This is a genomic window from Ruegeria sp. YKSF131 (assembly GCF_059612645.1).
Window position 1 is genome coordinate 1 of record NZ_JBXWQZ010000088.1, and the last position, 12,084, is coordinate 12,084.

A 12,084-nucleotide genomic window follows, 5' to 3' on the forward strand; every position below is an offset into this window, starting at 1 on the left:
CACGATTTGAAACGTAAACGGTTACCGTTGGAATGACATCGACTTTGGCATTGGCCAGCGCTTCTTCTGCCGCTTGTTTCTGCCGCGCCAATTCGCTTTGATAAGCCGCAATATAGTTGCGCGCCATGTAAACGGCGCCCCCAGCCAGAGCAACGCCGACAATCAGGACAAGTCCGAATACCGCTCGCATACATGCACCTCTTTCTTATTTAGCCGGATACTAAGCGGCCAAAGGGCCACTTTGAAACAGCCCAAGTGTTAAATGTAAATTGTGTCGAAATGTGGGACAAAAATGTCTGCTTGTTAGATTCTGCGTCAGCTTTCGCACAATTCCGCAAAACGACTGCTGTCATTTCCTTGCGGCAGGCCAGACGAAGAACAACGAAACAAACGCCGCGCCCCAAAAGGTCGCCGCGTTTATTTGCCCTACACGTTCGCCAACAAGCTCAGGAAGGCGCGTGAATGTGAAAACTCGCTGTGGTTCAGTTGGTTCCCGCTGTGACGAGACCGCCAGGCCCGGTGTTCGAGCCGGTGCTGACAACAGAGGAACTCATGGCTTGGTTGATGTTACCGCCGATACCATCAACACTTGAGCTGATGACGAGGTAGGTCGCGCTTGACAGACCGATGAGCACTGCGGTCAAAACCACCCAGTCAACGGTCACCGCTCCTGCTTCGTCCGATTTGAAGCGAGTAAGGAACTTTAGCATCTACTTATCTCCAATACGACAATTCAGTGTTTCCCATAACGTCGCCCAACAGTGGTTCGTTCGGATGGCGGAAATCAGGCCAAAAGTTGATTTTGGTGGAAATATCTAAGATTCTGCACTTTTTCACGTGTTACTTGTTGCGGTGAGACCTGAAAAAGGGCGTGACTAATTCGGTGGCGCTCGTGGTGTGGCGCGCGGAGTCATGTCTATTAGCCTGAATCTTTGCCTCAGGAGGTACCGGTACTTCTGAAACAAAAAAAACCGCGCCTGAAGGCGCGGTCTCGAAATCTTGCTAAACCAAAGGCTTAGTTGGTGCCTGCAGCTGTGATACCACCTGTTGCGGTGTTGCTGCCGGTGCTGATCGACGATGCTTGCAGAGCGGTGTTCACGTCTGTTGCCAGGCCGGTCGCGCCAGCCGAGATCTGCTGGTATGCAACGGCTGCCAGGCCGATGACTGCTGCGGTCAGAACAACCCAGTCAACTGTTACTGCGCCGTCTTCGTCTTTGCGGAAGTTCTTGATGAACTTGATCATGTTACGTCCCTCCTAAAGGATCAAAAAGAGTTTAACAAACCTCGGCGTTCTTCAGAGCTTTCTCTCTCAGTCCGCTCATGTCCGTCTCGGTATGGATTAATGTTTGCCTGTTGTGCGTGGCAGGAATTGGGCCAAACACAGATTTTTTTTCGCGCGGCTTAACTTTTTAGTCACTAAATGTGTAAACCTCTGCAAATAAAAGGAAAAAAATTTCTTCGATTGGTGCGAAGTGCTCCGCAGCGGTGCAAATATACGCCAAATGAGGCGAAATTGCCCCAATTCGCTTTGTTTTTCTGGCCTTGGGCGAAGATTCGCGGTTCAAATCGCGTAAAAAGAATACATGAGGCAGGCACATGACTCTCCGGAACGCACTTCAATGCGCCGGTGTACTGGCGTTTCTACTATCTGGTGTCGCACCCGGGTCAGCGACCGAGGTTGAGCCGCGCGGAGTTTACAAGCGGATCAAGGCCCCCAAGCCGGGTGAGCGTCCTCGCGTGACCATTCAGATCACACCCGAGGAACACGCGGCCAAGCCCTCAGCCCCCAGCACAGGGGTGGAGCTGGTGGTTCCAGAAATCATAGCAAGAACCAAAGTGGTTCAGCCCACAGTGCCGGGAATCGGTGCCGTGCCTGACCCGAAAGGGTCGTACAAGGCATTCTGGGACCGCATTTCACCGCATATCGATGAAGGTGGGGCCGGGAGGCTTGATGCTGCGATTAACGCGCTGGCGGCGACGAATGTAAGATCGCCCCGGTTGCAATCGCTGCAAAACATAGCAAAAGAACGCGGGATCGAGATTTTGCGGTCAACCGTGGGAACCAATGTGTCGCCAGCGCTGGTGCTGGCCGTCATTTCGGTTGAATCAGCCGGTCGCGCGGATGCCGTCAGTTCGGCCGGTGCACAGGGGCTTATGCAATTGATGCCCGCCACAGCTGCCCGCTTTGGCGTTAAGGACAGTCTGCAACCCTCGCAGAACATTGCCGGGGGCGTGAAATACCTCAACTGGCTGATGGAAGAGTTCGGGAATGATCCGATTCTGGTTTTGGCCGGTTACAACGCGGGTGAGGGGGCTGTACGCAAACACAGCGGCGTGCCGCCTTATGCCGAAACCCGAGACTATGTCCCCAAGGTTCTGGCCGCTTTCCAGATCGCGCGGGCTTTGTGCGCGACACCGCCGGATCTGATTTCAGATGGGTGCGTGTTCCAGACCTCAAATTGAAAAAGGCCCGCCTCGATCCGGCGGGCCTTTTCTTTTGTTCAGCCGACGATTGTCGCTTCGGTCGCAGCGCGCATTTCGTCTTCACTGACACCATCTGCCAGTTCGACGATTCTCAATCCGCCCTCGACCACGTCCAGAACGCCCAGATTGGTGATGATGCGATCCACGACGCCCTTGCCGGTCAGTGGCAGAGTGCATTCCTTCAGGACCTTGCTTTCACCGTGCTTGTTGGTGTGGTCCATAACCACGATCACGCGCCCAACGCCTGCAACCAGGTCCATGGCGCCGCCCATGCCTTTCACCAGCTTGCCGGGGATCATCCAGTTTGCCAGGTCGCCTTTCTCATCCACTTCCATGGCGCCCAGGATCGCTGCAGCGATCTTGCCGCCGCGGATCATCGCAAAGGACGTGGCGCTGTCGAAATAGGCAGTGCGGGACAGTTCGGTGATCGTCTGTTTACCGGCGTTGATCAGGTCCGGGTCTTCTTCGCCTTCATACGGGAAAGGGCCCATACCCAGCATACCGTTTTCCGATTGCAGCGTGATGTCCTTGTCGCCGACATAGTTTGCCACCAGCGTCGGAATCCCGATGCCGAGGTTCACATACATGCCGTCGTCCAGTTCCTCTGCCGCGCGTGCGGCCATCTGATTGCGGTCCCAGGGCATTATGCGTCCTCCTTCTTGCGGGTGGTGCGCTGTTCGATGCGCTTTTCATGATCGCCCTGAATGATGCGATGCACATAGATACCGGGCAGGTGGATCTTGTCCGGGTCCAGTGAGCCGCGCGGAACAATCTCTTCCACTTCGGCCACGCAGATCTTGCCGCAGGTTGCAGCGGGCACATTAAAGTTGCGGGCGGTCTTGCGGAATACCAGATTGCCGGTGTCGTCAGCTTTCCAAGCTTTGACGATGGCCAGATCGGCAAAAATGCCTTCCTCAAGGATATAGGTCTCGCCGTTGAAATCCTTGTGCTCCTTGCCTTCCGCAATCACGGTGCCGACGCCCGTCTTGGTGTAGAACCCGGGAATACCGGCACCACCGGCGCGCATCCGTTCGGCCAGTGTTCCTTGCGGGTTGAATTCCAGTTCCAGCTCACCGCTCAGGTACTGGCGCATGAATTCGGCGTTTTCGCCGACATACGAGCTGATCATCTTTCTGACCTGCCTGGTCTGCAACAGGATGCCGATGCCGAAATCGTCCACACCGGCATTGTTCGACGCAAAGCTCAGGTCTTTGACGCCCGAATCCCTGATGGCAGCAAGCAACAGTTCGGGAATGCCGCACAGGCCAAACCCGCCCGCGGCAATCAGCATGCCATCCGTCAGCACCCCATCGAGTGCCTCGGCGGCATTGGCATAGACTTTCTTCATGGAAAACTCCCCCAATGACATGGTGATGGGCAGGTTGTGCCGCCACGTCATGGGGAAGTCAATAAAACCAGAAGGTTCAGGTATTTCTACGGTAGTTCAGCTGACAATAGTGTCAGTCGGCGATCAGGATCCCACAGGCGATGCGCCCGCCAGCACCGCCAATGGGCTGGCTAATGTGATCGTCGCCAGCTTCGTGGATGATGAAAGTTGACCCGTCCGCATCCAGCAATGTGTTCCCGTCACCCTCAAGCGAAACCAGGTTTGTAAAGGCCTCCATCTCGCCCACACCATCCTGTCTCACATATAGATTGGGCAGATCGCCGGGCTCGGGGCCTTCAGGGTTCAGCAGCCCATGTGCGCCTTCAACTTTGCCAACATGGCCTTGGGCCGTCTTGAACCCTTCACCGGCCTCGCAGACACCATGGCTGTGCAGGTGCAACCCATGTTTTCCCGGCGGCAGGTCTGTGACGCGCACGTGCAGCAGAACACCATTGGGCCCTTGCGTCGCCTTCGCCTGACCAATGACGTCGCCTTGCGCGTTGATGATTTCGGCTGTGGCGGATTTGACGTGATGCGCGGCCTGGCCCTGCGTGGCAGCCGCAACGCTTATCACCGCAACAAGAATGGCGGTTCTGAACATGTCTCAACTCCTTTACTGAACAACGCAATCCTGTATCGCGTCAGACTGTAAACACGCAGGCCGGTTCCTTTATTCAGAAACCGGCCCGCGCGCTTAGTGACATGTCCCGGTCAAACGTCCGGTTTATTCAGCCGCTTTCTTTGCTGTCTTCTTGGCGGCAGCCTTCTTTTTGGGTGCAGCCTTTTTCTTGGTGCCCTTCTTGGATGCGCGCTCATTGACCAGTTCGATGGCCATTTCCTGCGTCACGTCTTCGGGCTTGATGTCTTTCGGGATGGTCGCGTTGACCTTTTCCCACTTCACATATGGCCCGTACCGTCCGTCCAGAACCTGCATCGCGCCGCCATCGGGATGCTCGCCCAGGTCTTTCAAAGCTTTTGCCGCTGCGCGCCCGCGCCCACCGGGATTGGCTCGTTTTTCCGCCAAAAGCTCTACGGCGCGGTTCATACCGATCTCGAACACATCGTTTGGGTCTTTGAGGTTGGCATAGACCGGCTTGGCTTCATCGGCCAACTGATGCATCAGATAGGGGCCAAAACGCCCGAAGTTCGAGGTGATCATGCCGCCTTCGGGGTGCTCACCGATCTGGCGCGGCAGGGACAGAAGCGTCAGCGCCTTGTCCAGATCCATGTCATCCTTGCTCCAGCCGCGTGGAAGCGAGGCGCGCGGCGGCTTCTTGTTCTCGGGCGTGGGTTCGCCTCGCTGGACATACGGCCCAAATCGGCCGGACTTCAGCCAGATCTCATCCCCGGCGTCTTCGCCCAGCAATTGTTCGTCGCCTTCCGCGCCTTCACCGGCGATAGGCCGCGTATAAGTGCACTCCGGATAGTTTCCGCAGCCCACGAACCCGCCGGTGCGTGAGGTTTTCAGGTGCAATTGTCCCAACCCGCATTTCGGGCAGATACGCGGGTCGGACCCGTCCTCGCGCGGGGGGTAAAGCTGTGGCGCCAATGCCTCGTCCAGCTTGTCCAGCACTTCCGATATGCGCAGTTCGGATGTTTCGCCAATCGCTGCCGAGAAATCACGCCAGAACTTGCCCAGCAGATCCTTGTAGTCACGATCACCGGCGCTGACGTCATCCAGTTGCTCTTCCAGATTCGCGGTGAATTCGTATCCAACGTATTGACGGAAAAAGTTCAGCAGAAAGATGGTGACGATCCGGCCCTTTTCCTCGGGGATCAGCCGGTTCTTGTCCTTGCGCACATATTCGCGGTCCTGAATCGTGGTCACGATCGAGGCATAGGTCGAAGGACGTCCGATCCCCAACTCCTCCATCCGCTTGACCAAAGTGGCCTCGGTATAGCGCGGCGGCGGTTGCGTGTGATGCTGCAACGCCAGAACGGCTTCGTTATCTGCCATGATTGCGGCTTTGTCCGACTCGCTGGTGGCCTTGGCAAACTGATCGCGCAACGTAGTTTTGGAAAAGCGCGCGGGGTCGCCCTGCATGATCTGCGGCAGGCGTTTTTCGTCATCATCGGCGACATCATCGCGGCCTTCCTCATAGACGCGCATGAATCCGTCGAACAATACCACCTGACCGGTGGCACGCAGACCGACTTGACCGTCATCACTGCCAATCTCGACCGTGGTGCGCTCTAACCGTGCTGCTGCCATCTGGCAGGCAATCGTCCGTTTCCAGATCAGATCATAAAGCTTGCGCTGATCTTCATCCGTGACCTTCAGCGCCTTTGCATCACGCGTCATATCCGTGGGGCGGATACACTCGTGTGCTTCCTGCGCGTTTTTGGCCTTGTTTTTGTACATACGCGGGCTGTCCGGCACATACTCTGCACCGTATCGATCCGCGATGGTGTCGCGCGTTGCCGTCACGGCCTCGGGGGCCATGTCGATCCCGTCGGTTCGCATATAGGTAATGTATCCGGCCTCATAGAGGCGCTGCGCCACCTGCATCGCGTGGCGCGCGCCCATGCCGAATTTGCGGCTGGCCTCCTGTTGCAGGGTCGAAGTCATGAACGGCGCGCTTGGATTGCGCGCGGCGGGCTTGGCTTCAACCGAAGTCACACGCAGCGCGCGGCTGGTGACGGCCTGAACCGCCAGTTCGGCCTGTGTTGCGTTGGTCAGATCGTGCTTGTCCAGTTTCTTGCCCGCCAACGTGACCAGCCGCGCCTCATAGGTTTGACCACGCGGTGTCTCGAACAGGGCCCGGACCGACCAGTACTCGACCGGCTTGAACGCTTCGATCTCCATCTCACGCTCGACGATCAGGCGCAGACAGACCGATTGCACCCGACCTGCGGATTTTGCACCGGGCAGTTTGCGCCACAGAACCGGTGACAGGTTGAAGCCAACAAGGTAATCCAAGGCGCGGCGCGCCAGATACGCTTCGACCAGGGGCATATCGACATCGCGCGGGTTTTTCATCGCCTCTGTCACCGCCTCTTTGGTGATGGCGTTGAAGGTCACCCGGCTGACCGGTGTATCTTTCTTGATCGATCGGCGCTTGGTCAGCGCTTCCTGCAAGTGCCAACTGATCGCCTCGCCCTCACGATCAGGGTCGGTGGCGAGGATCAGCGCGTTGTCTTCTTTCAGCGCGTCGGCGATGGCCTTTACATGTTTGCGGCTGTCATTGCCCACTTCCCATGTCATGCAAAATCCATGGTCCGGATCGACCGATCCGTCCTTTGGCGGCAGGTCCCGCACATGGCCGTAAGAGGCCAGAACGGTGTAGTCAGGGCCGAGATATTTATTGATTGTTTTTGCTTTGGCCGGAGATTCTACAACAACTACGGGCATTTAAGGGGAAACCTCGCTCGACGAATTTGGCGCCTTTTATGGTGGTGCAAAATGTGTGGGGCAAGCGGGGATTGTCAATGCGTTCCTTTGGCAGGCGGAAAAGCGACGTGATTTCAGCATGATACCCGCGCCGACTGGCAAGCAGAGCGTTCGGCTGGGCATTCTTGCCTTCCATCCAAGTCAGCTTGCCAGAGACAACAACCCGCCCGGCTGGCGCTGGATTCGTCCGTCCAGTTCAAGGTCGACCAGCGCTGGCCCCAGATCCCCTGCCGAGGCCGCAATATCGCGCAGCAACTGGTCTTCGGCGATGGGGGAAGGTCCCAGCCGCTCAAGGATTTGCGCCTGCAAATCCTGTGCGGCAGGCCGTGGCTGCTTGGCAGGTGGCAGCTCGGGTTTTGCAAAGATCGGATCACCGTGCCGTGGCAGGGCCTCGACAACGTCGTCCACCGACCGGACCAGCGTTGCACCGTCCCGAATCAAAAGGTTGCACCCGGCAGCGCGGGCGTCGAACGGGTGGCCGGGCACGGCCAGAACCTCGCGCCCCTGATCCAGGGCGTCACGCGCCGTGATCAGGCTTCCGGATTTGGCGGCTGCCTCAACCACCACGACAGCTTGGGCCAGGCCCGAGATGATACGGTTGCGGCGCGGAAAATGCCTGGCCTGAGGTGTCACGCCCATCGGCTGTTCCGACAGCCGCAGTCCCTTGGTTGCAATATTATGCGCCAGTTCCGTGTTCTCGGCCGGGTAAATGACATCAACACCACCCGCCATGACGGCAACTGTGCCGGTGTCCAGCGACGCCATATGCGCCGCCGTATCAATACCGCGCGCTAGACCCGAAACAATCACATGGCCCTTTTCGCCCAAGGCGCGCGCCAGACCACGCGCCATCCGCACGCCCAACGAGGAACAGTTGCGCGCGCCCACCATCGCAATCGCCGGTTTCTGCAACAGCGACACATCCCCGATGGCCCAAAGCAAGGGCGGGGCATCGGATAGGTCGTTCAATGCGTCGGGGAAATCCGCGGACCCAAGGCACAAAAGCCGCGCTTTGGCGGCTTCTGCGGCCCTGAGTTCCGCCTCGATCACGCCGGGGGGGCAGGTTTCATACCCTTCTATTCCGGCGGCGCGTGCCATTTCAGGCAGCGCGGCCAGCGCGTTCTGCGCCGAGCCATGTTCGCGCATCAGCCGACGAAACGTCGCCGGGCCGACCTTGCGCGAGCGCAACAGGCGAAGCCACGAAAACCGTTCCTCTTCCGTGGTGGGTGGGAGTGGGGGGTGATTGGAAGAAAGCTGCTCTTCGGTCATCCGTTGCTCCGCCTGATTGCAGAACTGGTTTACGGGACAGGGGGTTAACAGCCTCTGAATCGCAGATAATTAGCAGCGATTTATCTGTATTTCTCGGGGAATGCACCGGTTAAGTGTCTGAAAGTAAATAAAAGAAAATTAACCAACCGGCGCTCAAATTAATAGCGCCGGTTGGAACGCTGTCGAATCAAAGTGGCGTATGGTTAACCCTGCGCCTGCCGTTGCGCTTGTCTTCCGACTCAGGCTGCCGACCCGCCGACAGTCAGCCCGTCCATCAGCACTGTCGGTTGACCCACACCCACGGGCACCCATTGACCGTCCTTGCCGCAGGTGCCCATACCCGGATCCAAAGCCATATCATTGCCAAGGCCGCGGATACGTTTCAACGCCGAAGGCCCGTCGCCGATCAGCGTGGCCCCTTTGACAGGCGCTCCGATCTTGCCGTTTTCGACCCGATACGCCTCGGTACACGAGAAAACGAACTTGCCGTTGGTGATGTCGACCTGGCCGCCTCCGAATCCAACCGCCCAGATGCCGTCTTTAATATCTGCCACCAAAGCTGCCGGATCAGCGTCGCCCCCCAACATGATCGTATTGGTCATGCGGGGCATTGGCTTGTGCGCATAGCTTTGCCGCCGCCCGTTGCCCGTGGGCGCAACGCCCATCAGCCGGGCGTTTTGCCGATCCTGCATGTAGCCGGTCAGGATGCCGTCCTCGATCAGCACGGTGCGTGAGCTGGGCGTGCCCTCATCATCCACAGTGATCGAGCCGCGACGGTCGGCAATCGTGCCGTCATCCACCACGGTCACGCCCTTGGATGCAATCTGTTGCCCCATCAGCCCGGCAAAGGCCGAGCTTCCCTTGCGGTTGAAATCGCCCTCTAGCCCGTGACCGATGGCTTCGTGCAGCAAAATACCGGGCCAGCCGGGGCCAAGTGCAACCTCCATCACGCCGGCAGGCGCGGGAACCGCGTCCAGATTGACCAACGCGATGCGCAGGGCTTCGCGCGCCTTGGCCTGCCAGTCGGCCGGGTCGATCAGCCCGCTTAGGCCAACCCGCCCGCCGCCACCGGCCGATCCGCTTTCGCGCCGCCCGTCCTGTTCAACAATGACCGAGACATTCACGCGCGTCATGGGGCGCACGTCACGCACCATCACACCATCGGGTCGCAGAATTTCCACCTCCTGCACGGCGGCTGCGATCATTGCGCTAACCTGAACCACCCGCGGATCCAGGTCGCGGGCAAAGGCGTCAATCTCCCGCAGGGTTTCGATTTTCACCGGGAAGGCGGCAGATTCGATTGGGTCTTCGTCCGTGTACAAGCGCGTATTCGTGGGCCGGGGGGCTTCGGCGAGCGTTCCGCCTCCATCGCCAACCGCCAGTCGCGCGGTCTCGGCAGCACGTTTCAGCGCGGCTATCGATACATCAGTCGAATGCGCGTACCCCGCCACTTCGCCCTGAACGGCGCGCAGACCAAACCCCTCGGATGCGTCATAAGACGCGGTGCGAAGACGCCCGTCGTCAAACACCAGAGATTCGGATTTCCGACGCTCGACAAACAGCTCTCCATCCTCGGCCCCGTCCGTTGCCGAACGCAATATGGCCAGTGCTTCATCTTGCGGCAGGGCGCTCTCAAAGGGGCGAAACGGGGCTTCAGGCATGGGTAGCGACCTTTCGGGTTTGATCCAGATCAAAAATAGCGTCTGTTTGACGCAAGCATTTTGCTTTATCTACCCGCTGGAATATGGTTTTTAACGCGGCCAAAGACAACGGGAGAGGTGCGACCGATTCACACCTTTCCGTCAGGGACGCAAAGATCAAACGATCAGGACAGAACATGAAGAATGCTTTGATGCTTTCAGGGTTTATGACAGCCCTCTCCAGCCTACCCGCCATGGCTCAGGAGCTTGAGATTATTGGCAAGCCGGTAGACGGCGGCATGGGCTTTCAGCCCGCGGCCACCAGCCTTGCCACAGGAATCCAGAAGCTGGACAGCATGATTCTTGTGATCATCACCGCGGTCTGTCTGCTGGTTGCAGCTTTGCTGGTCTATTGCATCGTGCGCTACAATCAGCGCGCAAATCCGACCCCGGCACGTTTCTCGCACTATACCCCTGTTGAAATCGCCTGGACCCTGGGTCCGATCTTGATTCTGGTGTTTATTGGCGCGTTCTCGTTGCCAGTTCTTTTCAAACAGCAGGAAATCCCGGAAGGTGACATCACCATCAAAGTCGTCGGCAACCAGTGGTACTGGACCTACGAATATGTTGATCACGATTTCGCATTCGACAGCTATCTGCTGGGCCATCCGGCGACCCTGGACGAGGGCGCACGCCCCGCAGATGCGGATGTAACGCCGTTTGTTCTGGATGACGCAATGCGCGCCAAGCTGATCGATGCAGGCTACAGCGATGATGAATGGCTGCTGGCCACGGACACCGCAGTAGTCGTTCCGGTCGGCAAGGTCATCGTGATGCAGGTGACTGCATCCGACGTGATCCACTCGTGGACCATCCCGGCCTTTGGCGTAAAGCAGGACGGTGTGCCCGGACGTCTGGCCGAGCTGTGGTTTCAGGCCGACAAGGAAGGCATCTATTTTGGTCAGTGTTCGGAACTGTGTGGCAAGGACCACGCCTATATGCCGATTACCGTCAAGGTCGTAAGCCAGGAAGTCTATGACGAATGGCTGCAGGGCGCGATCGAAGAATACGCGGGCCTGCCGCAAAGCTATCAGGTCGCCTCGAACTGAGCGCGATAGGGGCGGGTTGAACCCCGTCTGACACAAAACTCAGACTGCGCGGGCGATCCGCGCAGTTTTCGCCCCAAAAGGACCGGAAATGACCGACGCAAGCATCAATGCCAGCACAGTGACCGCCCGGGCGGACGAGGCCGGCTTTGGCGATTACTTCGCCCTGCTGAAGCCGCGCGTGATGTCGCTGGTCGTGTTCACGGCATTGGTCGGTTTGTTGGCGGCGCCTGTTCCTGTCCATCCCTTCGTCGGTTTTTGCGCCATCCTGTTCATCGCTATCGGCGGCGGAGCATCAGGCGCGCTGAACATGTGGTGGGACGCGGATATCGACCGTGTCATGAAGCGCACCAAATCCCGCCCGATCCCTTCTGGCAAGGTCGAGGAAGGCGAGGCGCTGGCCGTTGGTCTGGCTCTGTCGGGTCTGTCGGTGATCATGCTGGGCCTTGCGACCAACTGGTTCGCAGGCGCGTTTCTGGCCTTCACCATCTTCTTCTATGTTGTCGTCTACACGATGTGGCTGAAGCGTTCGACGCCGCAGAACATCGTGATCGGTGGCGCAGCTGGCGCGTTCCCTCCGGTGATTGGCTGGGTGGCCGCCACGGGATCGATGTCGGTCGAGCCTTGGCTGATGTTTGCCCTGACCTTCATGTGGACGCCGCCGCATTTCTGGGCGCTGGCCCTGTTCATGCGCTCGGACTATGACGACGCGGGCGTGCCGATGCTGACCGTCACCCACGGTCGCCGGGCGACACGTGTCCATATCCTAGTCTATACAGCACTGCTGGCCCTGCTGGCCGTCGGAAC

The 12,084-nt window shown here is 58.4% G+C and carries 11 protein-coding genes and 1 pseudogene; 3 read left to right on the top strand and 9 right to left on the bottom strand.

Going from position 1 to position 12,084, the window contains the following annotated elements; genetic code table 11:
• From AC2FLZ_RS20500 to AC2FLZ_RS20510, 3 genes and pseudogenes are all read right to left on the bottom strand, one after another.
• A pseudogene (locus tag AC2FLZ_RS20500) lies at positions 1-190 on the bottom strand (Flp pilus assembly protein CpaB); the annotation flags it as partial.
• A gap of 292 nt (positions 191-482) precedes the next feature.
• The gene (locus AC2FLZ_RS20505) at positions 483-710 is read right to left on the bottom strand and encodes a hypothetical protein (RefSeq protein WP_480518852.1); all 228 of its coding nucleotides are present in this window, start codon (positions 708-710) and stop codon (positions 483-485) included.
• 305 nt (positions 711-1,015) lie between these two features.
• A complete protein-coding gene (locus AC2FLZ_RS20510) occupies positions 1,016-1,243 on the bottom strand; it encodes a Flp family type IVb pilin (RefSeq protein WP_171724432.1) in 228 nt (75 codons plus the stop codon).
• A 353-nt stretch (positions 1,244-1,596) separates the two neighbouring features.
• On the opposite strand from AC2FLZ_RS20510, the gene AC2FLZ_RS20515 reads away from it, so the two are divergent.
• Complete coding sequence (locus AC2FLZ_RS20515) at positions 1,597-2,463, top strand: lytic transglycosylase domain-containing protein (RefSeq protein WP_496882688.1); 867 nt, start codon at positions 1,597-1,599, stop codon at positions 2,461-2,463.
• A 38-nt stretch (positions 2,464-2,501) separates the two neighbouring features.
• Here the strand turns inward: AC2FLZ_RS20515 and AC2FLZ_RS20520 are convergent, their stop codons facing one another.
• The 6 genes from AC2FLZ_RS20520 to tldD all read right to left on the bottom strand — a co-directional run bounded on the left by AC2FLZ_RS20520 (position 2,502) and on the right by tldD (position 10,192).
• The gene (locus tag AC2FLZ_RS20520) at positions 2,502-3,128 is read right to left on the bottom strand and encodes a CoA transferase subunit B (RefSeq protein WP_480495174.1); all 627 of its coding nucleotides are present in this window, start codon (positions 3,126-3,128) and stop codon (positions 2,502-2,504) included.
• Positions 3,128-3,832, bottom strand: coding sequence for a CoA transferase subunit A (locus AC2FLZ_RS20525; RefSeq protein WP_267363040.1), 705 nt, complete (start codon positions 3,830-3,832; stop codon positions 3,128-3,130). The genes AC2FLZ_RS20520 and AC2FLZ_RS20525 overlap by 1 nt, the downstream gene beginning before the upstream one ends.
• Before the next feature lie 112 nt (positions 3,833-3,944).
• Entirely contained in the window at positions 3,945-4,472 is a 528-nt protein-coding gene (locus tag AC2FLZ_RS20530; RefSeq protein WP_496882689.1) for a superoxide dismutase family protein, read from the bottom strand.
• Positions 4,473-4,595: 123 nt separating this feature from the next.
• A complete protein-coding gene (gene topA, locus AC2FLZ_RS20535; RefSeq protein WP_496882690.1) occupies positions 4,596-7,223 on the bottom strand; it encodes a type I DNA topoisomerase in 2,628 nt (875 codons plus the stop codon).
• 180 nt (positions 7,224-7,403) lie between these two features.
• Complete coding sequence (dprA, locus tag AC2FLZ_RS20540; protein WP_480518860.1) at positions 7,404-8,531, bottom strand: DNA-processing protein DprA; 1,128 nt, start codon at positions 8,529-8,531, stop codon at positions 7,404-7,406.
• 239 nt (positions 8,532-8,770) lie between these two features.
• A complete protein-coding gene (tldD, locus tag AC2FLZ_RS20545; protein ID WP_267363048.1) occupies positions 8,771-10,192 on the bottom strand; it encodes a metalloprotease TldD in 1,422 nt (473 codons plus the stop codon).
• Positions 10,193-10,368: 176 nt separating this feature from the next.
• Here tldD and coxB point away from each other — a divergent pair, with 176 nt between their 5' ends.
• Together coxB and cyoE are read left to right on the top strand one after the other, a co-directional pair.
• On the top strand, positions 10,369-11,280 hold the full coding sequence (gene coxB, locus AC2FLZ_RS20550; RefSeq protein ID WP_480473697.1) for a cytochrome c oxidase subunit II: 912 nt from the start codon (positions 10,369-10,371) through the stop codon (positions 11,278-11,280).
• Positions 11,281-11,368: 88 nt separating this feature from the next.
• On the top strand, positions 11,369-12,084 hold a 716-nt coding region (gene cyoE, locus AC2FLZ_RS20555; protein ID WP_496882691.1), incomplete at its 3' end, for a heme o synthase.

Coding starts and splice junctions, on each gene's coding strand:
- AC2FLZ_RS20505 (WP_480518852.1), bottom strand. CDS start 710: ATGCTAAAGTTCCTTACTCGCTTCAAATCGGACGAAGCAGGAGCGGTG.
- AC2FLZ_RS20510 (WP_171724432.1), bottom strand. CDS start 1,243: ATGATCAAGTTCATCAAGAACTTCCGCAAAGACGAAGACGGCGCAGTA.
- AC2FLZ_RS20515 (WP_496882688.1), top strand. CDS start 1,597: ATGACTCTCCGGAACGCACTTCAATGCGCCGGTGTACTGGCGTTTCTA.
- AC2FLZ_RS20520 (WP_480495174.1), bottom strand. CDS start 3,128: ATGCCCTGGGACCGCAATCAGATGGCCGCACGCGCGGCAGAGGAACTG.
- AC2FLZ_RS20525 (WP_267363040.1), bottom strand. CDS start 3,832: ATGAAGAAAGTCTATGCCAATGCCGCCGAGGCACTCGATGGGGTGCTG.
- AC2FLZ_RS20530 (WP_496882689.1), bottom strand. CDS start 4,472: ATGTTCAGAACCGCCATTCTTGTTGCGGTGATAAGCGTTGCGGCTGCC.
- topA (WP_496882690.1), bottom strand. CDS start 7,223: ATGCCCGTAGTTGTTGTAGAATCTCCGGCCAAAGCAAAAACAATCAAT.
- dprA (WP_480518860.1), bottom strand. CDS start 8,531: ATGACCGAAGAGCAGCTTTCTTCCAATCACCCCCCACTCCCACCCACC.
- tldD (WP_267363048.1), bottom strand. CDS start 10,192: ATGCCTGAAGCCCCGTTTCGCCCCTTTGAGAGCGCCCTGCCGCAAGAT.
- coxB (WP_480473697.1), top strand. CDS start 10,369: ATGAAGAATGCTTTGATGCTTTCAGGGTTTATGACAGCCCTCTCCAGC.